Raw genomic sequence first — 25977 nt, forward strand, 5'->3', positions numbered from 1 at the left:
GGCATGACTGACCGCCCGACCTTCAGCCCCATGTGGAGCCGCGTGCGTGCGATGAAGCCGCGCCTGCGGAGCCACACCCAGATCACCCGCCAGCACTATCGCGGCCGGCGATGGCACGTGGTGCACGACCCGGCCAGCAACCAGTTCTACCGCCTCACGCCCATGGCGTACGAGTTCGTTTGCCTGCTGGATGGCAAGCGGACGGTCGAAGAGACTTGGAAGCTGTGCCTGGAAATGCACGGCGACGCGGCCCCAACGCAGGTGGAGACCGTCGAGCTGATCAGCCAGCTCTACAACGCGAACCTGCTGAAGGCCGACGACACGCCCGAGACCGAGCAGTTGCTGACCCGGGCCCGCCAGCGCATCAAGAAGAAGGCCATCGGCCAGGCGATGGGCATCATGTACTTCCGCATCCGGCTATTCAATCCGGACGCCATCTTCACGGCCGTCGAGCCCATCGTGCGGCCGATCCTCAACCGCTGGGGCTTCCTTGCCTGGTGCGTGCTGCTGCTGAGCGCCATCGTCGCGCTGACGGGCGAGGTGGGCGCGCTGTTCGACACGGAGCGCTTCCAAGGTGCCATCGCGCCGGCCAACTGGCCGTGGTTGATCGTCGTGTTCATCATCAGCAAGATCATCCACGAGAGCGGGCACGGGCTGGTGTGCAAGCGCTTCGGCGGGCAGGTGCCCGAGCTTGGCATCATGATGCTCGTGATGTTCCCGGCGCCGTTCGTCGATGCGTCGAGCACCTGGGCCTTCCCCAGCAAGTGGCAGCGGATGGCCGTGGGCGCCGCGGGCATGATCTTCGAACTGGCCGCGGCATCGGTCGCCGCGTTTGTGTGGCTCTCGACGCTCGACACCGGCGGCGTGGTGAACCAGTTTGCCTACAGCGCGATGCTCACGGCCAGCATCAGCACCATCCTCTTCAACGCCAACCCGCTCATGCGATTCGATGGATACTACATCCTCAGCGATTTGCTCGAGGCGCCCAACCTCATGCAGCGGGCCCAGAACCTGATCAAGTATCAGTTCCAGCGGTACATGTACCGCATCAAGAACGCCAAGCCCCCCACCGTGCAGCCCGGCGAGCGGCCATGGCTGATCGCCTATGGCTGGGCGGCGATGGCCTATCGCGTGTTCCTGTTCTTCTCGATCACGCTGTTCGTGATGGGCCAGATGTTCGGCCTGGGGCTCGTGCTGGCGATCTGGACGGCCACGGTGTGGTTCGTCATGCCGCTGGGCAAGTGGACGCACTGGCTGGCCACCAGCCCGCTGATCGCCGACAAGCGCGGCCGCGTGGTGCTGACCAGCCTGGCCGCCGTGGGCCTGGCGGGCCTGATGGTGGGCGCCGTGCCGCTGCCCGACTACCGGCGGGCCAGCGCGGTCGTCGAGAGCGAACAGTTCACGGGCGTATTTGCCGGCAGCGACGGGTTCGTCGACGAGGTGTTCGTGGCCCCGGGCCAGTATGTTGAGGCGGGCCAGCCCATCGCGCGGGCCGAGAATCCGGAGTTGCTGGCCCAGCTCGAGCGGACGATGGGCGCCTTCCGCGAGCTCGAGGCCCGCTTCCGCTCGGCCATGGCCCAGGACGTGCCCGTGGCCGACCTGATGACCGAGCGGCGCGGCGTACTGCTCGAGCGGCTGGCGTTCCTGCAGGAGCGCGTCGACGCCCTGACGATGCGAGCGCCACACGCGGGCACGATCGCCGACGACCCACGCCGGCTGGCCGGCCAGTACGTGCAGCAGGGCGCCCCGGTCTGTACGGTGGTGGCCAGCGACGACATCCGGATCGTCGCGTCGATGGACCAGCGGCAGGCCGACTGGCTGGCGGCCATGAGCTTCGGCGACGACTTCTCGGCCCAGGTCCGCCGGCGCACCCAGCCGGAAGTGGCCTACCCGGTCACCGAGTTCGAGCGTCGCGACGCGGGCGACCGCACGCTGCCGCACCCGGCGCTGGCCGACATCGGCGGTGGCCAGGTCCAGACCGATCGCCGCCAGGACCAGACGCCCCGGGCCACGCGTCCGCGGTTCATCGTCGAGATGGACGCCGACTTCGGGGACAAGGCCGGCCGCCCGCCGCTGCCCGGCGAGCGCGTGGCGGTGCGGTTCGCGTTGCCGCCGCGTCCGTTGCTGGGCCAGTGGGTCGACCGGCTGCGGCAGCTGATCCAGGGACGGATCGATATCTGACGATGGACACGACCGCGCACATCCCCCCGCCCGCGCCCGGCCCGTCGGTCAGCGAGCTGACACGCTACGAGGTCATGTTCCAGGCGCTGCGCGCCCGGCAGCGCAAGCCCGAGCACTACGGCGGGCTGGACAAGGTCGCCGTCATGGCGCGGGCCCGGGCCGATCGGCTGCGCACGACGACGCGGCACCTCTTGGCCGAGGCCAGGCGCGTCGATGCGCTGCGCCCCACCATCGTCGACCTGACCGAGGCGCAGCTCGACGAAGCGGTGCGCACCGCCCGCGAGGCGTTCGTGCGCGGGCGGGCCGACGCCGAGCAGCTCCGCCACGCCATGGCCCTCATGCGCGAGGTTGCGCGTCGGCAGACCGGCCAGGAGCCCTACGTCGTGCAGCTCGCCGGCGCGCTGGGGCTCTACCACGGCCGCGTCGTCGAGATGGCCACGGGCGAGGGCAAGACGCTCACCGGCTCGATCGCCGCGCCGCTGATCGCCTGGAGCCGCACGCGGCTGCACGTGCTGACGGTCAACGACTACCTCGCCGCCCGCGACGCCGAGAGCCGCCGGCCCATCTACGAGCGCTGCGGGCTGACGGTGGGCGCGATTACCCAGGAGCTCAGCCCCCAGGACCGCGCGGGCGTGTACGCCAGGCACATCGTCTACGGCACGCCCAAGCAGATCACCGCCGACTGGCTGCGCGACCAGCTGCGCATCGGCCGCCTCAAGACGCCCTGGACCGGCCGCCAAACACTCGCGCGCTTTGGCGACCGCCCCGAGGCGGCGGCCTTCAGCCCGCTGGTGCCGGGCCTGCACGCGGCGCTCGTCGACGAGGCCGACGCCGTGCTCATCGACGAGGGCGTCGTCCCCCTCATCATCGCCCAGGCGCGCAAGGAAGACGAGATGAGCGGGGTCTACGCCACCGCCGCCCGGCTGGCCGCCCGGCTGGACGAGGGGCCCGACTACACCATCGAGCACGTGCGCCGCCGGGCCGAGCTGAAGCGCCGCGGCCGCGAGCGGCTCAAGGACCTGTTCGCGAAGGAAGAGGACGCCATCTGGCGCGCCCCCCGCCGCGCCGAGGAGCTCATCAAGCAGGCGCTGGCCGCCCGGCACTGCTACCTGCGCGGCCACCACTACCAGATCGTCGACGGGCGGGTCGTCATCGTCGACGAGTACACCGGGCGATACCTGGCCGACCGCTCGTGGGAGCACGGCCTGCACCAGGCGGTCGAGGCCAAGGAGGGCGTGGAGGTCACCGCCGACCGCGAGACCCTCGCGCGTGTGAGCTTCCAGCGGTTCTTCCGTTCCTATCGGTTCCTCGCGGGCATGAGCGGCACGGCCATCGACGCCCGCAGCGAGATCGAGGCGGTGTACTCGCGCCCCGTCGTCGTCATGCCCACCAACGAGCCGCTCATCCGCGAGCAGTGGCCGACGCGGATCTTCCGCTCGGCCAGCGCGAAGTTCGCGGCCATCGTCGACTCGGTCGTCGCCCAGCACGCCCAGGGCCGGCCCGTGCTCGTGGGCACGCGGTCGATCGAGGTGAGCGAGCGGATCAGCGAACGACTGGAAGCCCGCGGCCTCGCGCATCAGGTCTTGAACGCCAACTTCGACAAGACCGAGGCCGAGCTGATCGCCCAGGCCGGGCGCAGCGGGGCCATCACCGTGGCGACCAACATGGCCGGCCGCGGCACCGACATCATGCTCGACGAGAAGTCGCGCGACGCCGGCGGGCTGCACGTGATCCTGACCGAGCTGCACGCCTCGAAGCGCATCGACCGGCAGTTCATCGGCCGGGCCGGGCGCCAGGGCGACCCGGGCAGCGCGCAGATCTTCGCGAGCCTCGAGGACGAGCTGGTCGAGCACAACGCGCCCGGGCTGGCCGGCTTCGTCCGCCGCCGCACGGCCCGTGAGGAGGTCGGCGGCAACCGCCTGGCGCGCCTGGCGGTCACGCGCAGCCAGCGCCGGGCCGAGCACCGCGACCGCATCAACCGCGGGCACGTCATGCGGCAGGACGACTGGATCGAGAAGCATTTGCCGGGCGGCTAGCGCGGCGGCGCGCAGCGAGCAGGCCGAAGAGCACGAGCGCGCCGGCGGGCGCGGGGACGACGACGATCGTGCCGGCGCCCTCGGTCAGGCCGTCCAGGCGGCTCTCGCTGATGGCCGAGGAGCGCTCGATGTAGACCGCGAACGCGGTCGTCTGCGTCGAGAGGTCGACCTCGAATCCACCAGCGTCGGACGGTGCGGTGAAGGTCGCCTGCCAGAAGGCGATCGGATCGCTGTCGTCGGCGGGGATCATCGCTGGCGGAAACAGCAACTGACCGGCGATGATGCCCGCGTACCCGCCGGCGTCGGGCGTGCCGAAGGTCGTGCCCGGCCCGTCCATCGGTGCGACGAGCACGACGTCGGACCAGGCGGACGCGATGTCGACCCCGCCCGAATCGGCCAGCAGGCTCGTGGCGACGCCGGCCATGGCGAAGTCCCGGGTGCTGTCGAAGCCGGCCCAGAGGCGGACGGTGGTCGATTCGCCCGGCGCCAGCACGGGCTGGTCGATCTCGATGATGACCTCGCCGGGCATCTGGGCGTGGGTGAGGCCGGCACAGACGGCCAAAGCGGCGGCGGACGCGGCGGCGGCGGTGGGCGTGGCGATCATGGTTCTTCCCCGAGATTGGCCGCCCGGCGGGCGCCGGGCAAACGAGAAGCTCGCGTTCCGATACGGGCCGTGGTCCTCGTGCGGTTGTGTGGGTCCGGAAACAGCGGGAATCGGCCCGCACGGGCCCCGGGGGCCGCTGACGGGTCCGAGAACGGCGGTGACGGGCCTTCGGGTTGCTGTGACGGAAGGACCGTTGGCTGTAACGGAAAGACGGTTACCGCTGACGGAAAGACGGGCGGCTGTGACGGAAGCACGGTTACCGCTGACGGAAGGACGGGTGGCCGTGACGGAAGGACCGTCAACGCCGACGGAAGGACGGTAAGCCATGACGGCAGGACCGGTTGCTGTGACGGAAGGACGGTTCACGCTGACGGAAGGACCGTTGGCGGTGACCGACGCTCGCGCAGCATTCGCCAAGGTCCGTATATCGCCTCATCGACGCCGGCGGCCCAGCGCGAGCAGGCCGAGCAGGGCGAGGCTGGTCGCCGGGGCGGGGGTGATGTTGACGCGTGCCGAGCCCTCGATCAGGTCGCCCAGGCGGCTCTCGCTGGTCGCCGAGTCGCGATCGACGTAGACGTCGAAGCGATCGGTCTGCGTCGAGAGTTCGAGCACGCCGGGCTCGGCGCCGGACGGCACCGTGTAGCGTGCCTGCCAGAAGGCGATCGGGTTGGAGGGGTCGGCGAAGATACCGGCGATCGGGAAGTTGAGCTGCCCGGCGATGATGCCATCGATCCCGGTGCCCGAAACAAGACCGGCGGAGGTGCCCGGCCCGTCCATCGGGGCGACGAGGCTGATGTCCGACCAGCCCTCGCTTCCACGGCTGCTGACGAGGCTCGTCGCGATGCCCGCGATGGCGTAATCGCTTGCGTCGTCGAACTGCGCGAACATGCGGATGATCGTCGATCCGCCCACGGTCGGGATGTCGGGATCGTCGGCCTCGATGATGAGGCGCGGGGCGGTCTGGGCGAGCGCGGTGCTGGCGGCAGCGAGGCAGGTGAGAGCGAAGGCGTGCGTACGCATGGGTGGCTCCTATTCGATGGTGCTTCGACGTCGATGCAGGGCGGCGAGGCCGAACATCAGGATGGCAGCGCCCGCCGGCGCGGGGATCACGAAGATGCTCGCCGAATCCTCGAGGGCGAGGTCGAGGCGCGACGCGGCGATGCCCGAATCGCGGTCGGGCCAGGCGTCGAAGCGCAGCGTCTCGGTGAGCAGGTCGACGCGGTAGCCGCCCCCGGCGTCGACGGGCGCGGTGAACGTGGCCTCCCAGAACGCGATCGGGTTGGTCGGGTCGGCGAAGATGCCCGCCGCCGGGAAGTGCAGCTGGCCGATCACGATGCCTTCGATGCCGCGATCGGTGGGCACGCCCGCGGTCGGGCCGGCGTCCATCGGGGGCAGGATGGACAGGTCGCTGAAGCCGCGCGCCCCCGGCGTGCCGTCGAAGTCGATCAGCAGGTTGAGGTTGGTGCCCGCGAAGGCGTAGTCGGTGTCGAGCACGGTGGCGATCAGCCGCACGCGGGTCGAGTCGCCCGGCGCGAGCACGGGCTCGTCGATGTCGATCGTGACGCCGACGGTCTGCGCGTGCGCGGTGGCGGCGGCGGAGGCCAGGATGGCGGCGGCGGCGATGGTCGTGTGCATGGATCTCTCCTTCGTTCCGGCGTGGCGTCAGCGGCGGCGGCGGCGCAGCGCGAGCAGGCCCAGCCCCAGCGCGGCGCCGGTGGCCGGCGCGGGGACGACGTGGATCTGGCCCGCGCCCTCGACCAGGACGTCCAGGCGCGACTCGCTGCGGGACGACGCGCGATCGGGGTACACCTCGAAGCGGCTGGTGCGGGTGGAGAGATCCACGCGGGAGCCGGCCGCGTCCGCGGGCGCCGTGAACGTGGCGGTCCAGAACAGGATCGGGTTCTGCGGGAAGCCGTAGATGCCCGCCGGCGGGAAGTGCAGCTGGCCGGCGATGATGCCTTGGAAGCCGCCCGAGCCGTCGGGGACGCCCGGGGTCGTGCCCGGCCCGTTCATGGGCGAGACGAGGGCCCAGTCGCTCCAGGCGCCCGAGATGTCGGCGGTGGTGTCGGCGACCAGATCGGTCAGGATGCCCGCCACGCCATAGTCGCTGGTGGTGAACGAGGCCTCCAGCGTGAGGGCGGTGCTGTCGCCGGGGGCCAGAAGGGGCTCGTCGATCAGGATGTTGATGTTGACCGTCTGGGCCGACGCCAGGCCGGCGGTCGCGGCAAGGGCGGCGATGGTGATCGGGGTTTGCATATTGCAGTCCTCCTGCGGTGGCTCGATCAGCGACGGCGCGCGAGCACGGCCAGGCCCAGCAGCGGCGCTGCGCTGGCGGGCGCGGGGACGGGAATGAAGAGCCGCGCCGACCCCTCCACCAGCACGTCCAGCCGCGACTCGCTGCGCCCGGATGTCATCTCGGGGTACACGTCCAGCCGGCTGGTTCGCGTCGAGAAATCGATGTACCCAACCTCGAGGGCCGTGAACGTGGCCTGCCAGAAGGCGATGGGGTTGGCCGGATCGGCGTAGATGCCCGCGGGCGGGAAGTTGAGTTGCCCGGCCAGGATGCCCGTCACGTCGAATCTACTGCTGGGTTCTCCGGCCGACGTGCCCGGCCCGTCCATCGGCGCCACGAGTTGCCAGTCGCTCCACCTGCCCGCTGGAGATCCCAGGGCATCTTCGCCCACGAGGTCGGTTGCGATGCCCGCCACGGCGTAGTCGCCGGTCGAGAACTCGGCCAGCAGCGTGACCGTGGTGCTCTGGCCACGGGCGATGATCGGATTCTCGATATCGATGGTGAGGTTCACCGTCTGGGCGGACGCCGTGCCGGCGCTCAGGGCGAGCGAAGCGATCGCGAGCGTTCGGGTCATGTCTTGCCCTCCGGGGATGCTGGATTCCTCGAGGGACAGCATACCGCAAGACTCCGCCGATCCGAAGCCCTTTTTATCGCATGAGGGCCCCGCGCTAGCGCCTCAGGGCCAGGATCAGCTCGATGGTGCCGACTTGCTGGTCGAGGCGGCGGGCGATGTCCAGCGGGCTCTTGCCGTCGTCGGCCAGTTCGTAGACCTCCTGGTGCAGGGGATCGCTGGCGGCGGGCGTGGGGTGACGCTCGGCCGGCATATCGGGGGCCTGATCGTCCCAGGGGTCCGTCGCGCCGTTGGTCGTGGGCGGCTGACTGGCGCGCTGGGCGGGGGCGGGCAAGTGGCTGGCGGCGGTGCCGGCGGCCAACCTGTCCTCGAGCCGCTCGATGCGTTCGTCGGCCTGGTCGAGCAGGGCCTCGAGGCGGGCGGCACGGGTCTCCAGGCGTGCCGCCAGGTCGCGCACGATCTCGGCGACCTCGGCGGCGCGCTCGCCCTCGGCCTGGCGGTCGGCGATGGTCTCGCGCATCTCGTAGACCGGGCTCTCCTCGGGCGCGCGGCGCTGGCGGCGCCACTGGAGGCGGAGCATGACCCAGATGAGGATGGCCACGCCAAAGGCCAGCAGCACCCACGAGGCGGTCTGCTGGGCGGCGCTGGGGCCGCCGTCCTGCTGGCCGGTGGCGGACGGGTGGGACTCGCTCTGGACCAGCATGAGGGCGAGGTGGGCCATTGGCAATAGTGTCGGCATCCGGGGGCGATATCCATTCGTTGCGGGTGCGACCGGTACGATCGGTCCGTGAGAGACGACGCCGCCCCAGCCCGTCGCCGCATCGTCCGCTCGTGGCGCATGCTGACCGGCGGGCCCGAGGTCCGCGACGCCGACCGGCCGACGCTGCTGGCCGTCTCGGGCGGGGCCGACTCCTCGGCGCTGGCCCTCGCGCTGGCGGGCAAGCCCGGGGTGGCGGCCATCGGGCACGTGGTGCACGACATGCGGCCGGCCGAGCGGGCCCAGGCCGACCGGCTGGCGGTCGAGCGGCTGGGGCAGGTGGTCGGGCTGCCGGTCGTCGTCGAAGAAGTCCATATTGGCCGCGGCAACGCCGAGGCGGGCGCGCGGCGGGCGCGGTACGCGGCGCTGGCTCGCCTGGCCCAAGGCGCCGGCTGCCGATACGTGGCCGCGGCGCACCAGGCCGAGGACGTGCTGGAGACGATGCTGGCCAACCTGGTGCGCGGCGCGGGGCCGCGCGGCCTGCGCGGGCCGGCGCCCCGGCGGAAGCTCGAGGGCGGCGTGACGCTCGTGCGGCCCATGCTGCGGGTGACGCGGGCCCAGGCCGAGGCGATCTGCCGGGCGGCCAGGTGGCGCTGGGCCCACGACGACACGAACGACGACCCCGGAGGGGCCGACGCGCCGCTCCGGGCGGCGCTGCGGGCCCGCGTGCTGCCGGTGCTCGAGGAACTGCGGCCCGGCGCCGCCGAGCGGTCGGCCCGGGCGGCCGAGGCGATGGGCGAGGCGGTGCACGTGGTCGACAGCGTCGTGGGCGGAGCGTGGGAGGCGATGGCCGAAGAGCGTGGCGGCGCGATCGAACTGGACCGCCAGGCGTTCGGCGCGTGCCCGGCGGCCGTGCGTGAGGGGCTGCTGCGGCGGACGATCCGGCGCCTGGGCGACGCGGGCCACGATCGGCTCTCGGCATCGACGGCGCGGTCGCTGCTGGTGTGGGTCGACGCGGGACGCGGGGCGCGCGTGGTCGCGGGCGTGCGGTTCGAGCTTGATGGCACCGTGCTCAGGGCGGCGCGGGCCTGATCACGCCGCCCACGGCGCGCCAACCATGGGCCATGGCCAAGAAAACCACCAGCGCTGCTTCAAAGACCGCTCGCCAATACACCCCCATCGCCCTCGACGAGATCAAGAAGCGCCGCCAGAAGGTCGGCAAGCTCTTGAAGGACGGCGTGGGCCTGGTCTTCGCCGGTGAGCACTCGGCCTCGCTGCGCGGCGACTGGGAGCCGTCGGTCGAGTTCTATTACCTGACGGGCATCGCCGACGAGCCGGGGGCCGTGCTGCTGCTGGACCCCAGCCACCCCAACCCGCGGCGGCGTGAAGTCCTGATGTTCCGCAGCCGCGATCCCGAGGACGAGGCCTGGCACGGCATCCGCGAGGGTTTGAGTCCCGAGCTGCGTGACCGCCTGGGCGTGGGGACGGTCTTCCGCACCAATCGGCTCAACTGGCTGGTGACCGAGGCGGCCGGCCGCACGGGCAAGCTCGTCACGCTGCACGAGCCCCGGCCCGCGCCGGCGGGCGTGAACCAGGACCTGGCCACCTATCGCCTCGCCGCCGAGCGCGTGCCGGGGGTGACGATCGAGCCCGCGTGGCGCGAGTTCTACCTGCTCATCGCCGCCAAGAGCCCCGCCGAGCAGAAGCTCATCCAGGGCGCCATCGATGCGACGCTCGCGGGCGTGCGCGCGGCGGCGAAGGAGATCAAGCCGGGCGCCAACGAGGGCGCCGTCATCCGCACGCTGCAAACGACCTTCGCCGAGCACGGCGGAGAGGGCAACGCGTTCAACCCCATCGCCGGATCGGGCGTCAACGCGACGGTGCTGCACTACGGCGCCAACAACCGCGTCATGGAAGACGGCGACATGCTCGTGCTCGACTCTGGAACCAAGCTCGGCGGCTACTGCGCCGACATCACGCGCACGTTCCCGGTCAACGGCACGTTCAACAGCACGCAGGCCGACGCGTACGAGCTGGTCCTGAAGGCCATGAAGGCCAGCATCAAGGCCTGCACGCCCGGCACGTGGATGCACGACGTCGACGCCGCCGCGCGCGAGATCATCGACAAGGCGGGGTACGGCCACGCCTTCTACCACGGCATCGGCCACCACTTGGGGCTGTCGGTGCACGACGTCGATCCAAAGATGCCGCTCGACAAGGACGCCATCGTGACCATCGAGCCGGGTCTGTACCTGCCGCAGGAGAACATCGGCATCCGCATCGAGGACGACATCCTCGTGGCCAAGGACGGGCCGAAGAACCTGAGCTCGAAGCTGCCGGTGGACCGCAAGGGCGTCGAGGCGCTCATGCAGGGCTGAGCGGGCGAAGCCTGAGGTTTGCCCGTAGGCTTGACCCTCGAAGGCCCGGATAACGCAGGGCGGCGCGAGAAATCTCCCGGGAGTCGTCCCGCGCTTCCCGGGAGATTCACCGCGCCTCCCGGGAATCGTCCCGCGCTTCCCGGGAGATTCGCCGCGCCTTCCGGGATTCGCCCCGCGCTTCCCGGGAGATTCGCCGCGCCACCCGGGATTCGCCCGGCGCTTCCCGGGCGTCTTCCCGCACGGCCCGGGATTCGCGGCGAGCCGCCCGGAGAGCGTCCCGCGAGTCTGAGGAAGCCCGCGGCGACACCGAGGCGCCGAGCGGCGTCCTCGGGGCGTCGCAGCGTCTCTCCCCGCAAGCCCGGCCCTTCAGCACGGCATGGCCGGCCGGGTTCATCAGGCCCCGCCGAGCAGCAGCAACGCGATCACGCCGCGGGCGGTCCATAAGAAGGTCCGGGCCCAGTTGGTGGCGACGAGCCCCCGAAACAAGCGAGCCCTGGTGGCCGCGTCGTGGCCGCGCTCCAGCCGGGCGTGCAGGGGCACCTGGATGAAGAAGGTGCTCGCCCAGACCAGCCCGAGCAGGATGGCCCCCGCGATGGTGAACACGCCCGGCCGCATCGCCAGCAGCAGGCCGGCGCAGATCAGCTCGACGAGCATCGCCGGCCCAACCACCAGCGTGGTCAATCTCTGGTGGCGGCGGCTGTAGTCGTTCCAGCCGGCGTCCCCGACGCCGGGAAAGAGCGGGTAGTGCACGACCTGGACGAACCAGATCAGGCCGGCCATGAACCACGTGGCGGCGGCGTGGACCAGCGCGACGACGTCGATCATGGTCGCTCGCTGTGGTGCTTCAGGGCGTCGCGGAGCATGAGGGCGAAGGGGATCCACCACACGAGATCGTTGGTCAGGATGGTGACGCCAAAGGCCCAGGGCAGGTCGCCGTTGATCAGCGCCCGGGCGAAGCCGATCGGCCCGAAGACCTTGCCCAGCAGGCCGACCAGCACGATCGGCCAGTGCCGCCGGTGGTCGCGCGCGGCGGCGAGGTAGCCGATGCCGTAGACGCCCACGATCATGCCGATGCACTGCCAGAGCTGGGGGTAGCGGGGTTGCTCCATGCCGGCGAACTCGAACAGTGCGCTCGGAAAGAGCACGACGGCGGCGCCCCAGAGGATGTTATAAACCCCCGCGGCAACCAGCCACCAGAACGCCCAGCCGCGGGATGTTCTGCTCCGGCGAGTCGAGCTCAGATCCATGGGCGATATTGGGACCGATGATCCGGCGCATCCGGCCGGGGCGGCGTGGCGTGGGAAGTTCCTAGGTTCGCGGCGAATCACCCGCGGGCCGGCGGGCCTTGTGCCAGCGGGCCAGGGCCAGGGCATGGGCCCCGAAGAACACCGGCAGCAGCATCTCGAGCCCCTCCTCGATGGCGTAGCAGACAACTCTGAGGCGCACATGCTCGTCCAGGTCGATCAGGCCCAGGTCGTCGCGCAGGATGGCCGGGGCGCGGTCGACCGCCTTGGTGAACACGAGCATGAAGAACGCGAAGCCCAGGGCCAGGACCCACCAGGGGATGGGCCGCTTCCAGGGCTTGAGCCTGATCAATCGCGCGACCAGGACGACCACGCTGGCAATGACCAGCACCATGATCACGCCGGCGATGGCGACCTCCAGGGGCGTGCCCTCGCGGTAGTAGAAGGGCGGCTTGAGCATGCTGTAGTCGGTGAAGGCCACGTGCCAGTCCCACTCGCGGGCGGCGGCGGCGCAGGCGACGATCATGCCCGCGGCGACGGTGTGGGCCTTCGAGCGGAAGGCCAGCGGGATGAACAGCGCCAGGGCGAGCCACAGCCAGGGCGAAGCCCGCTCGAAGGGGCCGGTCTCCTCGAACAGCGGCGTGCTGGTCTCGGGCGGCAGGGCCAGGGCCAGGACGGTGACGGCCGTGGCGGCGACGAGGGCGATGGCGACGCTGGCGAAGAACGACGCCCGGCCGGCTGGTGGTCTGGTGTTCACCGGCGATGCTAGGGCTACCCCGTCGCGCGGCGGCTACTGTCGGGCCGAGGCTCGCCGGGGCCCAGGAGTCCACTGGTTGCTGCTGATCTCTCGCGAATATCCCCCCTTCATCGGCGGCGGCATCGGCACGTACACGGTTCGCATGGCCCGGGCCCTGGCCGGCCAGGGGCGCGAGCCCGTGGTGGTGACGGTGGGCGACTGCGACGAGCCGACCGTGGAAGAGGACCCCGGCGTGCGGGGCGTGCGGGTGGTGCGACTGCCATTCCTCAATCATGCCGACGGTCAGCCCGACTGGGCGGGACCGCGGGACAGCATCCTGGCTTCGGCGAGCGGGCCGGCCTGCCACGCGGCGTTCTGGGCGTTCCACCGCGAGAGCGTCCTGGCGATGCAGCTGCGCGAGCACCTGCCCTGGCTGATCGAGACCTTCGACCCCCCCGCCATCGAGGCGCCCGACACCGGGGCGCTGCTGTGGTTCATCCTCAACGAGCGCCGGCTGGGCCGCGGGCCGCTGGCCGAGCACGGGGCCGACGGCCCCCCGGTCATCGTGCACCTGCACTCGCCGACGGCCTGGATCGAGGAACTCCAGGGCGGGCCCCAGCCGGGCCGGGCGATGGCCGAGCTTCGATCGATGGAACGCGACGTGCTGCGGTGGGCCGACGGCGTGGCGTGCCCGAGTCGGGCGCTGGCCGAGTGGGCACGGGCATGGGAGCCGGACGCCGTCGACATCTCGGTGACGCCCTACCCGCTGGGCGAAGCGGTGGACGAGGATGCGCCGATGCCCAGCGGCGCCGAGATGCTGTTCGTCGGGCGGATGGAGCGTCGCAAGGGATTCGACACGCTGGCCGAGGCGATCGGCACGCTCGGCGAGGCCGCCCCACCGCTGCGGATCGCCGGGCGCGACACCTTCGACTGGGTCGAGGGCGCGATGTTCGGCGCCACGGTGCTTCGCACGCACTGCCAGGGGCGCGACGTACGCGCCCTGGGCGAGTTGACGCCCGACTCGCTGGCCGAGGAGCGGCGTGGCTGCGCGATCGCCGTCGTCCCCAGCCCGAACGACAACTATCCCAACACGTGCATGGAAGCGCTGGCGGCCGGCCAGGTCACCGTTGCCGCCCGGGCGGGCGGCATGGCCGAGATGATCGAGGACGGCGTGAGCGGCTTGCTCTTTGAGCCCTCCGAAGCGGCCGATCTGGCGCAGGTGCTGCGCCGGGTCGTGGCCATGTCACACGAGCAGCGGCGGAGCATGGGCGCCGCGGCTCGGCGTCGGATGCAGCAGCTCTGCGGCGACGCCCCCGTCATTGCGGCACGGCTGGAGCACGCCCGAACGACGCGGCCACGGCTGGGAGACGCACGGCCGGCGCGAGAGGTGGCGCTGGTCGCGTTTGGCCCCGTCGATGAGGGGGTCCGACGCGCGCTGACCGATGCGCTTCGGCGGAATGCGGACGTGGATGCGGTCGTGCCCTGGTATGCACGGGTGGGGCCGGACGGACGCGAGGTCGTGGCGTTCTCGACCCCTTCGGCCGATGATCCGCGGCTGCTGGTCGAGCATCCCGGTCCGCTGGCGGTCGATGCTCGATGGTGGCAGCGTCTGGAGGAAGACGGAGTGGAGGGCACGGCCACGGCGATCCTTGCCGGGCTGATCGAGCGGGGTGCGCGGGTCGCGGCCCTGCCCGAAGTCGTCTTGCCGGCGGGGCTTGCGGTCCGAGGCGATCTGCCCGGAGAGCCGATGGTCAAACGCCTGACCGACGCGGAACGCACGCTCCATGGCGGGCAGGCCCGATTGGAAGCAACCGAGCGCCGAGCCCAGCAGGCCGAGATGGAGCGGGACGCGGCCAGCGCGCAGCTGGCGGACATCCGCAGCAGCCGGGCGTATCGCCTGGCGCGCGTGCTTTCGAGGATCCGCCACGCGGGTGCATCCAAGCCCGTAGAATCGCCCCGTGCGTAGTCCGCGGAGCATCCAATCGAACAAGGCGCATCCGGTGGATGACTGGGTCGTGCGCTGCGAGGATCTGGGCAAGCGGTTCAAGATCTACGACAATCCGTGGCATCGCGTGGCCGAATGGGCCACGCTGAATCATGCGAGCCTGCATCGAGACTTCTGGGCGGTGCGTGGCGTGTCTTTCGAACTTCGACGGGGCGAGTGCCTGGGTGTCGTTGGTCGCAATGGCAGCGGTAAGAGCACGCTCCTGAAGCTGGTCACGGGCGTGGCCATCGCCAGCGAGGGCACGGCGGCATTGCGGGGTCGCGTGCTGAGCCTGATCGAACTGGGGGCAGGGCTCAACAAGGACCTGACGGGCCGGCAGAACGTGCACAACATGGCCCAGCTCTTGAACTTCCCGCCTGGGTTCGCACGCGAGAAGATGGACGAAATCGAGTCGTTTGCCGACATCGGGGCGTTCTTCGATCGCCCGGTCCGCAGCTACAGCAGCGGCATGACGGTGCGGGTGACGTTCAGCATGTTTGCCGCCTTCGAGCCCGAGGTGCTGATCGTCGATGAAGCCCTGAGCGTCGGCGATATCTTCTTTGTTCAAAAGTGCACCAAGCGCATCCATCAGTTGCTGGACAACGGGACCACGATGCTGCTCGTAAGCCATGATGCCGGCGCCATCACCAATCTGTGCGACCGCGCCATCCTGCTGGATCAGGGCAAGGTTGCCTTCCAGGGCGAGCCCAGCGATGCCATCGCGCGATACCACGCCGCCTTGCGGAGCGCGGGCGGCAAGAAGGTCGCCGACAAGTGGAGCCGTGACGGCGAGGCCGAGGATGAGCGCTTTCCGAAGCGCGAGCACGCGCCGGATACCACGCACGGAGTCGCGCTGGCCCGCCGGGTGCTCCAGAACGACGTCATCGGCGGTGTGGGCGAGACCGAGCGTCGGCATGGCCACGGGGGGCTCATGATCCTGGCGGCGAGCGTGACGGATGAGAACGACGCGTCCGTTACGACCTACGGAATCGGCCAGGAGATGCTCGTTCGCGTGTTGCTCGAGGCGAGGGAACACATCGACGCACCGCGAGCAGGTGTGTACCTGACCAACAAGTTTGGTGTCCAGGTCTTTAGCCAGGGCACAGCGCAGCAGCACGTTTCGCTGCCCGCGATGGAACCGGGCGATCGCACGGTGGTCACCTTCCGCATTACCCTCGATCTGACCCCCGGCGAATACACGCTCGGGCTGGGGGCCAGCGAGTCGCCCGGCGACGGAGACCCGAACGGCGCCATCTTCCATGATCAGATCGATGGCCTGGGCCCGGTCCGCATCAATCACCCGCCCCTTGAACCCCTTCCGTTCTTCGGCGTCGCGCGGTTGCCGCTTGCGATCGACTCGGCCCCGGCGGGTCGGGCATCACCTTCGACCGAGCGGACGACGCAAACCACATGACCAACGCTGAGACTTCGCCCGATCGTGCTCCGATCTTCATCGTCGGCGTTCCGCGCAGCGGCACGACGCTGCTGCGCACGATGTTGGACGCCCACCCACACGTTGCTTGCGGTCCAGAGACGCCATGGCTGGCCGAGCACCAGCCCGCGACGCTGCTGGGCCTGGTGCGTGCGATGGTTGAGCCCGAGCACGGATACTGCAGGAGCTACGAGCAGCCTCCCGGCATCGTGCACCGAGCGGCGCGGACGTTTCTTGACACGGTGATGCTCGAATATGCGCACTCGCGTGGCAAGCAGCGTTGGGCGGAGAAGACCCCCAATGCGTTGATGCATCTGGATGCATTGCACGCCATTGTGCCTGATGCGCGGTGGATCTGGATCACGCGGGATGCGTTGGACGTTGCCTACAGCACGACGCACGTGGCAGAGCATCGCCGCGGCATCGCGCCGGTCTATGAGAACAACCTGCGTATGACGCCCGCGCACTCGACGGCCTCGACACCGCTGGCCGCAATGCTGCGATGGGTGAATTGGAACAGGCGGATCGCCTCGTTTCTACGCGGCAAGCCCCATCTTCACCTGACCTACGAGCGGCTGGTATGCTCACCACAGCACGAGTTGCGTCGCCTTTGCGATCACATCGGCGAGCCGTTCGACGAACGCATGCTTGCCTACGACACGACGCGGCACCATCTACCGGCCTGGGAATGGGGCAGCTCGGATGTCGCCCAGCATGGCAAGGTCGTGACAGGACGGATCGGGTCGGGCATGTCCGAATTCGACGAGCCACTACGCGATGGCCTCTCGGCGATCGCGTCTCTATTCAGCCCACCCGGGAGGCCGGGCCCCGAGGGCGAACGCGCCATCCTGGCGCCGCACCCGATGACGGCGTCTCTCATCGGCGAGCAAGCCGAGTCTTTGCTTCCCGGCCAGGAGCGGCGTCCCGCGGAAGTTGCCTCGCGGATTGGAGAGGCCATCGTGCAGATCGCCGCGCGCGGCACCGCGAGCGGCAGGGCGACCCTGCCGCCGGCGCTTGCGCCAGCCGCTTTGGCGCTGGCGTATGCGGGGGCGCCTACGGAGATCGTGCCTGCCGATGACGCTCACGCCGCCGGGCTCAAGAGACAGGCGGAGCGTTGGCAGGTGCAGGACCTTCTGACAATCGTCAGCGCGGGCACGCCGGCACCGGCGTTGCCAAGGCTTGCGTTGCAGTCGGGCGATCCGACGGGCCTTCGGACGCCTGCGCCGGCGCCAGGTGCCGTTCTGGCCAGGCTCGAAGAGTTGCAGAGCGCACCGTTCACGGGATTCATGTCGAAGCTGAATGCGTTTGCGAAGACGCATGGCCTGCGCGAGTTTGATTCGTGGAGCAAGATCTGGGAGTATCCGTGGCTTTGGCTCCGGGCGATCGAGCCGCTACCGCTGGCTGGCCTGCGTGTGGTTGACATGGGCAGCGAACTCAGCCCGATGCCCTGGTGGCTCGCGACGATGGGCGCCCGGGTCACGCTGGTTGAAACCTCGCGCGGCATGGAAGACCTTTGGTCAAAGCTCCGCAACAAGCTGAACGTTCGGGTTGACTGGGTCTTCACTGATGACGAGACGATTCCCGTCGACGATGGGCACGCACACCTGCTGACCAGCCTGAGCGTGATCGAGCACCAGCCGGACAAGAAACGGGCCATGGACGAGATCGCACGGGCGCTTTGCCCCGGCGGCGTCCTGGCGATGAGCTTTGACATCTGCGAAGAAGACATGGGGATGAAGTTCCCCGAATGGAACGGGCGGGCGCTGACCATGGCCGAGTTCGAGCGCGATCTCTGGAGTCACCGTGCTTTTGGCTCGACCCGACCGGACGGCCCGATTCGTTGGAACACCCAGGACATTCCAGCTTACTTCGAGTGGCACAAGTCGACGGCAGAACACCACACCTACGTCACCGGGGCCGCGGTGATGCGCCGGGACTGAAACCCGACAACGAACGAACCCGTGCCTGTTGGCACGGGTTCGTAGCTGGAACGTCGAGATGGTTGAGAGGCGCCTGAGGCCTTACTCGCAGCCGGCGTCGAAGGCGTTCTGGAAGCAGAGGAAGTCGAAGAGCGTCAGGCTGCCGTCGGCATCGCAATCAGCGGCGCTGTCGCCTGCGTCGAACGCGTTCTGGAAGGCAAGGAAGTCGAAGATGGTCAGTTCGCCATCGCCATCGAAGTCGGCGTAGCAGTCTGCCTCGGTCAGGGTGAACGAGATGCTGCGGAACGTGGGGCTCGAGAAGGCAAGGCTGGCCGAACCGGTGCCCTGATCGATGGTGAAGACGCCGCCGCCCTGCTCGCGAGCGCCGAACAGGGCGCCGTCGGCGTTGAAGGTGAGGTCGTTGAACCAGTTGCGGGTGCCCGGGAAGGCGTTGCCGACGAACGTGGCGGCCCCGGTATCGAGGTCGATCATGAAGATCGAGCAGTCGCCGATGTCGCTGCCCCATGCCTGGCCGTCGGCATCGATGGCAAAGCCGGTGAGCTGATCGAGGTTGGGCCCGGTGATGTTGCCAACCAGCGTCACGGCGCCGGTCGAGCGATCGGTGGTGTAGAGGGCATTGTCGCGAGCGGAGTAGAGCGTATCGGTGGTTGCGTCGTAGGCCACCGAGCGGAAGTTCCAGTTCTCGCCGGTGTCACCGACGACGACGCCGGCCGCCGTATCCACGTCCAGGTTGAACAACCGGTCGCTCAGGCCGTCATTGAAGCCATCGATCATGTACAGGTTGCCGTCGGCATCGAACGCCATGCCGCTGAAGATCGCCTCGGCGCCCGTCGCGAAGGCCGAGCTCAGCTCGCCGCCGGTCACCGGATCGAGCTCCATCAGGATCGGCGAGGTGGGATTGCGCAGCGCGTAGAGCTGCTCCTGGGCATGCACAAAGGATGTTGCGGCGAGGCCCAGCGTAATCGATGCGAGAAGAACGTGCTGCCGACGTGAATTCGTGTTCATGAATCAACTCCCAATTCGCTCCGCCGTCGGGACTCGTTTGCCCTGACAGCCTCCAAGAAAGGAGCCGTCGCGCCGCCCCTGTTGGGGCCCCCACGCCGGACTCCATCGCGGCTCCGTCGGGCGGCGTACGAGACCGACGCCCTTATCGTTACGGGCAACCGGGACGGGCTTCGCTCTGTACAATGTCGCTCATGCCCCGATGGACCTCGCTGGTCAACTCGTGCCTCCTGACCGTCGTTGCGACGGTACACGTTGGTTGCGCCCACCGAGCCACCAGGCCGGTGTTCGTCGAGTCGCCCCTGCCCCTGATTGCCGGCGGGGCTCTGGTCACACCCATCCAGATGGGTGGTGCCGCTTGGGATCGGCCTCAGGACGACGCGCCCGGCCCCATTTTGCTGGGCGACGGTCAACGCATCGAGACCAGCGTTCGGCGCTATGGCTACCAGCAAGGTGGCGCTGGCGAGCATGGCTGGCTCGGCCCGAGCGGGCAGTGGCGAGCCATGGTCCGTCCAAGTGAAGACTCGACGACGCTGCTCTTTGCGCGTGTACCCGAGAGCGGCCTTGGGCAATCGGCGTGGATGGATGGGCGTCGGATTCCCGCGTTCTGGCTGCTGCCGGACATGCAAGGCGATAATGGCCGGCAACCCAAGCCGACCGGGCCAGTGATATCTCGTGATCAAGCCATAGACCTGCTCGAAGGAGAACTGACGGACCCGACCATCAGGTGGCGGGCCGAATTGGCACTCGACCGCCTGGGATATGAACCGCCACCAAGCGATTGGCAGGATGACGTACTGCATGGATGGGCAGAGCAGTCGGCGGATCGCTGGCGGGCGGGGATTCAGAGGTTGCATGAGATCGAACCGCTGGTAGCTTCGCGCCTTACGGATGCGCTGACGAGATGGCTGGTGGCAGGCGACATCGCCCTACCCGTTTGGCCGACGGATGTTCAGGGCATCAACGATCTCGTACTGACAATCCTGCGACCCGGTGCAAGCGACGAGAGCGTGATCCGGGCCGTGCAGGCATTTCTTGACAGGCAGCCGCAGTGGCTTGCCTGGGTCGCCAATGACGCGGGCGGCGTGGTGGGCGGCGCGATCGCCGTGGTCAATCTGTCTTGGGCGCCCGCGTTGCTCTCGACGCGACCACCGATGGGCCGATGGGAGGCCTATGGCATGCTTGAGCCGGGAGAGATGGCCCTGGTGCCGGCCCCCCCACGTCCGGGCGTCGGCTCAGAACCATCGGTCTGGGAGGTTCGGCTGGGTGGGCGGACACGTTCGATTGAACTGACGACCAATGCTCTCGACTTGACGCCACCGGGGCTACCCATTGGTCCCTTCTGGCGGGATTGGACGCTCGATGGCCTGGTCTCGCAGACCGCGCAGGCCACTTCTCCCGGACAGAATGGATGGATTGGCGGACTGTTGCAGCGAGACACGAGGTTTAACGCCCCCGCTTCTTCCGAGAATGGTTGGGTGCTGTACATGGAAATCCGTCGGCCGCCGTGCGAACTGCCGGCGCCGGGGGCGCCCGCCCCGCAGCTCGATGCCGTACGCCTGGCATTCGGTCCGAGCGATCGACCGCGCGCGGAGGTCATCGTTCGCTGCTCGGGCCTGACGACCTTCGAGCGCGGCGCACCGGCAAACGGCGCAATTCTCTCTACGGATGGCGATCGGTGGGCATTCACGCTGCCGATCGATCGAGCATGGCTTGAGCCAGACGGCACCATCCTCTTCGGCGCGCAGTTCCTGCCCCATGATGGTCCGCGTGCAACGTGGCCTCGTCCGGTACTGCCAGGCCAGGAAACCATCGGACGGGTTCGGCTTGACCCATCGGCCTGGGACCTTCGCATCGGCCCGGTCGAAGCGGCCGCTGCGCCCTAGCGAACCAACGGCAGGCGGATGGTGAAGCTTGCGCCCGGCGATACGTCATCGAGTTCGAGCGAGCCGCCGAGTTGGCGTGCAAGGCCTCGCGCGAGCGCCAAGCCAAGCCCCAAGCCGTTCTGCCGTAGTTCATCGCGAGGAGCGCGGTGAAAGGCTTCGAATATCCGGCGATGCTCGCGATCGGGGATGCCCGGGCCCCAATCCCGCACGGTCAGCAACACCATGCCATCGCGCTCATGAGCGGTGATCCGCACGACTGGCTGCTCGTGCGGGTGCGCATACTTGCAGGCATTTTCGACCAGGTTCTCGAGGATCCTGACCGCCGCGTCGCCATCGGCATCAATTCGGCGATCGGCTACATCTGGATTCACTTCCGAATGGATCGTCAGGCCGGCTTGCTCGAAGGCCGGGGCGTGCTCGGCGAGCACGCGGTCAACGAGGTCGCCGACGGTGCGTTGCTCAGATTCGACGTCGCCGCTGGGTCGGCCGAGGCGCGCGTAGGCCAGCACGTTCTCGATAATGCGGGCGAGGCGCGCCGATTCTTCTTGAAGCGTTCCCACGAATCGCTCGCGTCGGGTCGCATCCTGTGCCGCTTCGCTGGCCAGTAGGTCTGCGTACAGGCGGACGCTGGTCATGGGCGTTCGCAGTTCATGGGTGACGGCCGAGACGAATCGACCTCGGCGTTCGGCCAAGCTAGTCGCCAATCGCAGCACGATACCGATGGCGATGACCGCCAGCAGGGCGGCCGTCCAAGTCAATACGAGCACGACACCGAGCGGCGATGCCAGTTCACCCAGGACGCCTTCGGCCGCAGGTAGTTCGATAACGGCTGGAATGACCGCGAGCGACCGTGAAGCGCTTGCGCCGGGCCGGATCGTGGCGCCGGGGGCCAGATCCGCGACCTGGGCGAGCAGCCAGTGTTGTAAGGACGGCCAGTCAAGCCAGACGCCCTGTGTCAGGCGCGTGTCACCGATCTGGACGTCGCGCATCAGCACGAGTTCTTCTCCGGCCAGCCATGTTGCCGACAGGGGACCAAGGACAACTTCTGGTTGAAGGCTCGCCGTCTTGGTGTCCGGTGCGCGGCGTGCCCTGGCCGCCGGAATGCGCGCATTCTCTTCGGATTCGGGCTGGACGCCCATTTCGGGCATTGACTCGACCTGATCGGCTACGTCGAGTTCCGGAGTTTGGGTTTGCCGCTGGGGGCTTACCGCGAGTTGTGCCGCCGCGGCGGTTTCCTGGCGGGCGAATCGATCTGCATCGATGGGCGATTCCGGCGGCGCACTCAACGTTACGCCGGCGTCGCGACGTGGCACGAGCAGTTCGGCCAGCATCAATCGAAGCGCCTCGGCGGCGATGACATCGTCGGCGGCTACATATTCCGATTCTGCCAGGTCCCGCAGATTGCCATCGGGGGCCTGCGGGCTCGTGACGCGGCCATCCGGACCGATCTCGAAGTGCAGCCGTACGAAGGGCGGCACGCGTGTCAGGAGCGGGCTTGGCACGAGTACTTCACCGGGCTCAACGGGGCCGAGCATCCTGCTGTATGCCCGCTCGGCGGGGTGGAAGGGACGGTAATGGAAGTATGGGCGGGCGCTTTCGGCCGCGAGCACGGCCGTCAGCGCGCTGTCCATGCGCCAGAGTGCCAGGCGGATGGCTTCGTCCTGGCGACGCTGGCGCTGGAGGTCCAGGGCCTTGTATCCCGCGTACCCCAGCCCCTCGAGGACGGCAAGCGCACAGACTGCGTAGATGACCCACGGAATGAGCTTCTTCGTACGCACCTAGCCGGCAGCCTCCCCGGCCACGATCGCTTCGGCCAGCATGTATCCCTTGCCACGGACGGTAACGATCACGCTTGGGTTCGTCGGGTCGTCACCGAGTTGCTCACGCAAGCGAGCCACGGCCATGTCGACGGTTCGGGTGCGCACGCCGCGGGGGTCGAGCCCCCAGACGCGGCTGAGCAGTTCGTCACGAGAAATGGCCCTGCCCGGGCTACCAGCGAGATAGCCCAGCAGCGCCGCCTCTTTCTCGGTGATCTGGATGGCTCGTTGGCCATCGCGCACGATCTCCCGCCGAGCAAGATTGATGGTCAGTCCGTCGAGCCGGATGGATGCGACGGTTGTTGGGCGCTCGGGGCTGCGGCGCAGCACCGCCTCGATGCGCGCGACGAGTTCTTCGGTGCCGAATGGCTTGACGACATAGTCATCGGCCCCGCCCCGCAGTCCCTTGACGCGTTCGTCGCCCTCGCCGCGTGCGGTCAGGAAGATGACCGGCATGCCGGGGCGAGCGCGACGCAGCTCGGCGAGCACCTCGTGCCCGTCCATCTTTGGCATGCGCACGTCGAGCAGGATCAGGTCGAAGACCTCACCCAGAGCGCGGGAGAGGCCCTCCTGGCCGTCGCTGGCAGCTTCTGATGCGTAGCCAAACGCGTCAAGTGCGTCGGCCACGGCCCTGCGCACGCCGGCGTCGTCCTCGACGATCAGCACCCGCGCCCGGGCCATCAGGGCGCCTCGGCCTGTGGAGCCTGGACGAGGATGACCTTGCCGCCGCGCTTGAGCAGCACGTCGCGTCCAAGGGCGAGCACGCCCTGGCGGTTCTCCGAGGCCAGCTCGTCGGCCAGCTCGAAGTAGCGTTCGGTCGCAAACTCGACGGTCTCGTCCACGTCGGCATTGTTGGCCTCGACCGCCTCGAGCAGCGAGGAGTCGACCCACTGGCCGTTGCGGCTGAAGAGCGTTTGATCGCCCACCTGTCGCATGCCGGTGAGGATGATCTGCGCTCCACCTGCGGTCTGCATGCGGTTGGCCATGACGGCCTTGACCTGCATGTTTTGCTGGTTCACCGCGTCTTGCTGCACGGCGCCCATGCCGGTTCGCTCCTCTCGCGCAGACTCGAGGCTGTAAAGCACGCTCGTCTGCGCGGGTGCGGCCGGTCGGGCCGCGGACTCGCGCATCAGGCCGTCCAGCCGCGTGGCGCCCTCCATGTCTGCCGCCCCACCTCGAACGGCCATCTGGACGCCTACTTCCACGCCCGCCTCGATCGCCAGGAACGACGTGTACTCCGTCAGAATGCCCCAGCGAGTGCTCAGTGCCACGATCTCGGAGATCAGCTCATCGCTGACCTCGCCCTTGCCGTCGGCGCCGGCCTGCCGGACGGCGTCAACGAGTTGTGCGATGCGGCGCTGGGCCCAGAGGCGCGGCACGAAGGCGTGCTCGACGCTCGCGCGGCTGGGGTCAAAGATCATCTTGAAGGTACGCTCGCCCTGAGCGCCCTCGCCGGAGAGGGTGAACGACAGGTTCTCGCTTTCGTCGGTATAACGGCCCAGAACGATGAGCTGGTCGCCCTCGAAGATATCGGGCAGTTCGCCGGGCAACATGTCCTTCACGCTGGCGGACTTGCCGGGCTTGAGCTTCGGCGACGCGAGCACCGGACCGGTGAGGCGGCGGAACACCTGGCCTACCTTGGCCTCGACGCTCTCCTGCGGGAGTACGAACGTGGGCGCCCCGCGGGTCTCGCGGCTGACGGCGGTCAGCAGCGGCGCATTGACGTCGTAGCCCACGCCGAAGCCAAAGACGCGGCGGTCGTGCTTGTTGGCTTTGGCCACGGCATCGCGGATCGCACTTTCCTGCGTCACGCCCACCGTCGGCAGCCCGTCGGTCAGGAAGATGACCATGGGCAGCACGCCCTCGGCCGGTTCGGTGCGCACCGCCGATAGCAGGGCGTCGTGGATGTTCGTACCGCCGACGGCGTTGATGTCCTTGATGAACGCGATGGCCTCGGCCTCGCTCTGGGTGGTCTTGGCGACGGCGGCATCGCCGAGGCGATCGATGGTGTCCGAGTAGGCGATGATGTTGAAGTACTCGCCCTCGTTCAGGCCGCTGATGACCTGCATGGCAGCCTCGCGGGCCTGCTGGATCTTTTCGCCGCGCATCGAGCCGCTCTTATCGATCACGAGCGTGACCTCACGCTTCACTGGCTCGCGGTCGCCGTCATCGGGCAAGGCGGGCGGGCCGGCGACGAGCATGAAGTAGCCCCCGCCGTCGGCATCGGGATACGCCACGAAGGAACTGGCCAGCATGCCGGCCTCGAGCGGCTCGCGCAGCCATCCCACGCGGAACGGGCCGGGGGTGCCGCTGAAGGCCTCGGGCGAGACCGAGACCTTCACGCTCGTGGCGCTGGGCGTCTCGGTGGCGATGTCGTGCGTGGGCGAGTAGACGGTCGCGATCGGCCGGGCGCTGTCGACATCCATTGCGAAGGACCACGGCGCGCCCTGGAGCATGAGCTCGGCCGAACGCGGCAGCACGTACTCGACCCGGTCGCCGTCGGCCTCGAGCGTGTGGTCGTAGGTCATGCTGACGGTTTGCTCGCCGTTGGCGGGCACGGGAAAGACGCTTGAGCGCACCAGGCTGGTGCCGACGAATTCGAGCAACGCCGGGTCGCGCATCGAGGCGACGATTCGGTTGTAGATCTTGCGGGCCTCGTCGGCGGGCATGATCTTGGCGATGCCCTGCTCGCCCAGGCCTTCGAGCACGAACTGTCCGATGGCCGCGCCGTCGGGCACGGGCAGCAACACCTGGGCTTCGGCCTGGCTTCCGCCATGGTTGTGCAGCGTGATGCGGATGGTGGTGCTGGCGGCCTGGCCGGTGGCCTTTGCCGACACCTGCACGCTCTTGATCTCGATCTGCGAGCGCGGCTCGCCCTGGATCCAGACCCGCCGTTGGGGCACGACGATGTTGACGCTCGGCCGGTCGACTACGTCGATCTGTTGGGCCGTTGCCAAGCCTGGCAAAGCCACCGTGGCGGCAAGGGCCAGTGCGAGGATGCCCGCGCGAGCGTACCGGGAGTTGTTCGAGGTGCGTGCGAGTGGCCGGAAACGCTTGGTATGCCTGGTCATGGATCACCTCCTGGGCGGGCCAAGGGGAGGGAAATGAGGCCGGCCCGCACCCTAAGTGATACTTCCAGATCGGTCAGAAGTGCGTAACAACGCCGTAACCGGTGG

Annotated in this window: 21 protein-coding genes; 8 read left to right on the forward strand and 13 right to left on the reverse strand. The window is 68.9% G+C overall.

The genetic code is table 11. The annotated features are described in order from the left end of the window. Window positions 1-3: 3 nt before the first annotated feature. Entirely contained in the window at window positions 4-2181 is a 2178-nt protein-coding gene (locus tag RIE32_14200) for an HlyD family efflux transporter periplasmic adaptor subunit (protein MEQ9097404.1), read from the forward strand. Window positions 2182-2183: 2 nt separating this feature from the next. Continuing rightward, on the forward strand, window positions 2184-4217 hold the full coding sequence (locus RIE32_14205; GenBank protein ID MEQ9097405.1) for a hypothetical protein: 2034 nt from the start codon (window positions 2184-2186) through the stop codon (window positions 4215-4217). On the opposite strand, the gene RIE32_14210 is transcribed toward RIE32_14205, so the two are convergent. From RIE32_14210 to RIE32_14235, 6 genes are all read right to left on the reverse strand, one after another. After that, complete coding sequence (locus RIE32_14210; protein ID MEQ9097406.1) at window positions 4171-4821, reverse strand: hypothetical protein; 651 nt, start codon at window positions 4819-4821, stop codon at window positions 4171-4173. The genes RIE32_14205 and RIE32_14210 overlap by 47 nt on opposite strands. A gap of 432 nt (window positions 4822-5253) precedes the next feature. Beyond that, window positions 5254-5841, reverse strand: coding sequence for a hypothetical protein (locus RIE32_14215; protein MEQ9097407.1), 588 nt, complete (start codon window positions 5839-5841; stop codon window positions 5254-5256). A gap of 9 nt (window positions 5842-5850) precedes the next feature. Continuing rightward, on the reverse strand, window positions 5851-6456 hold the full coding sequence (locus RIE32_14220; protein ID MEQ9097408.1) for a hypothetical protein: 606 nt from the start codon (window positions 6454-6456) through the stop codon (window positions 5851-5853). Between the two features lie 27 nt (window positions 6457-6483). Further along, a complete protein-coding gene (locus tag RIE32_14225; GenBank protein ID MEQ9097409.1) occupies window positions 6484-7077 on the reverse strand; it encodes an MYXO-CTERM sorting domain-containing protein in 594 nt (197 codons plus the stop codon). Window positions 7078-7103: 26 nt separating this feature from the next. Next, window positions 7104-7688, reverse strand: a complete 585-nt coding sequence (locus RIE32_14230; GenBank protein MEQ9097410.1) for a hypothetical protein — start codon at window positions 7686-7688, stop codon at window positions 7104-7106. Between the two features lie 94 nt (window positions 7689-7782). Further along, the gene (locus RIE32_14235) at window positions 7783-8406 is read right to left on the reverse strand and encodes a hypothetical protein (GenBank protein MEQ9097411.1); all 624 of its coding nucleotides are present in this window, start codon (window positions 8404-8406) and stop codon (window positions 7783-7785) included. A gap of 66 nt (window positions 8407-8472) precedes the next feature. Between RIE32_14235 and tilS the strand changes: the two genes are divergently transcribed. Both tilS and RIE32_14245 read left to right on the forward strand, forming a co-directional pair. Next, window positions 8473-9474, forward strand: a complete 1002-nt coding sequence (gene tilS / locus RIE32_14240; protein MEQ9097412.1) for a tRNA lysidine(34) synthetase TilS — start codon at window positions 8473-8475, stop codon at window positions 9472-9474. A 32-nt stretch (window positions 9475-9506) separates the two neighbouring features. Continuing rightward, window positions 9507-10760 carry a Xaa-Pro peptidase family protein gene (locus tag RIE32_14245; GenBank protein MEQ9097413.1) on the forward strand — a complete coding sequence of 418 codons (1254 nt, stop codon included), beginning with the start codon at window positions 9507-9509 and terminating at the stop codon, window positions 10758-10760. 393 nt (window positions 10761-11153) lie between these two features. Here RIE32_14245 and RIE32_14250 read toward each other — a convergent pair whose 3' ends face one another. The 3 genes from RIE32_14250 to RIE32_14260 all read right to left on the reverse strand — a co-directional run bounded on the left by RIE32_14250 (window position 11154) and on the right by RIE32_14260 (window position 12761). Continuing rightward, window positions 11154-11585, reverse strand: coding sequence for a hypothetical protein (locus RIE32_14250; protein MEQ9097414.1), 432 nt, complete (start codon window positions 11583-11585; stop codon window positions 11154-11156). Next, window positions 11582-12007, reverse strand: coding sequence for an alkyl hydroperoxide reductase (locus RIE32_14255; GenBank protein MEQ9097415.1), 426 nt, complete (start codon window positions 12005-12007; stop codon window positions 11582-11584). Before RIE32_14255 ends, RIE32_14250 begins: the two co-directional genes overlap by 4 nt. A gap of 61 nt (window positions 12008-12068) precedes the next feature. Continuing rightward, window positions 12069-12761 carry a hypothetical protein gene (locus RIE32_14260; protein ID MEQ9097416.1) on the reverse strand — a complete coding sequence of 231 codons (693 nt, stop codon included), beginning with the start codon at window positions 12759-12761 and terminating at the stop codon, window positions 12069-12071. A gap of 76 nt (window positions 12762-12837) precedes the next feature. Here RIE32_14260 and RIE32_14265 point away from each other — a divergent pair, with 76 nt between their 5' ends. Genes RIE32_14265 through RIE32_14275 form a run of 3 tightly spaced genes read left to right on the forward strand, consistent with a single transcriptional unit; the run spans window position 12838 to window position 18096 of the window. Further along, on the forward strand, window positions 12838-14706 hold the full coding sequence (locus RIE32_14265) for a glycosyltransferase family 4 protein (protein ID MEQ9097417.1): 1869 nt from the start codon (window positions 12838-12840) through the stop codon (window positions 14704-14706). Then, window positions 14699-16138: an ABC transporter ATP-binding protein gene (locus RIE32_14270; protein MEQ9097418.1), complete on the forward strand. Its 1440-nt coding sequence runs from the start codon at window positions 14699-14701 to the stop codon at window positions 16136-16138. Before RIE32_14265 ends, RIE32_14270 begins: the two co-directional genes overlap by 8 nt. Then, window positions 16135-18096: a sulfotransferase gene (locus RIE32_14275; GenBank protein MEQ9097419.1), complete on the forward strand. Its 1962-nt coding sequence runs from the start codon at window positions 16135-16137 to the stop codon at window positions 18094-18096. The genes RIE32_14270 and RIE32_14275 overlap by 4 nt, the downstream gene beginning before the upstream one ends. An 81-nt stretch (window positions 18097-18177) precedes the next feature. Here the strand turns inward: RIE32_14275 and RIE32_14280 are convergent, their stop codons facing one another. Continuing rightward, window positions 18178-19101, reverse strand: a complete 924-nt coding sequence (locus tag RIE32_14280; protein ID MEQ9097420.1) for a GC-type dockerin domain-anchored protein — start codon at window positions 19099-19101, stop codon at window positions 18178-18180. A 191-nt stretch (window positions 19102-19292) separates the two neighbouring features. Here RIE32_14280 and RIE32_14285 point away from each other — a divergent pair, with 191 nt between their 5' ends. Beyond that, the gene (locus tag RIE32_14285; protein MEQ9097421.1) at window positions 19293-20984 is read left to right on the forward strand and encodes a hypothetical protein; all 1692 of its coding nucleotides are present in this window, start codon (window positions 19293-19295) and stop codon (window positions 20982-20984) included. Here the strand turns inward: RIE32_14285 and RIE32_14290 are convergent. Genes RIE32_14290 through RIE32_14300 form a run of 3 tightly spaced genes read right to left on the reverse strand, consistent with a single transcriptional unit; the run spans window position 20981 to window position 25872 of the window. Further along, entirely contained in the window at window positions 20981-22762 is a 1782-nt protein-coding gene (locus tag RIE32_14290; protein ID MEQ9097422.1) for a HAMP domain-containing sensor histidine kinase, read from the reverse strand. The two genes, RIE32_14285 and RIE32_14290, sit on opposite strands and share 4 nt — an antisense overlap. Next, on the reverse strand, window positions 22763-23482 hold the full coding sequence (locus RIE32_14295) for a response regulator transcription factor (protein ID MEQ9097423.1): 720 nt from the start codon (window positions 23480-23482) through the stop codon (window positions 22763-22765). Beyond that, a complete protein-coding gene (locus RIE32_14300) occupies window positions 23482-25872 on the reverse strand; it encodes a VWA domain-containing protein (GenBank protein MEQ9097424.1) in 2391 nt (796 codons plus the stop codon). The genes RIE32_14295 and RIE32_14300 overlap by 1 nt, the downstream gene beginning before the upstream one ends. Window positions 25873-25977: the final 105 nt, after the last annotated feature.

The organism is Phycisphaerales bacterium, assembly GCA_040221175.1.
Taxonomy (GTDB): domain Bacteria; phylum Planctomycetota; class Phycisphaerae; order Phycisphaerales; family UBA1924; genus JAHCJI01.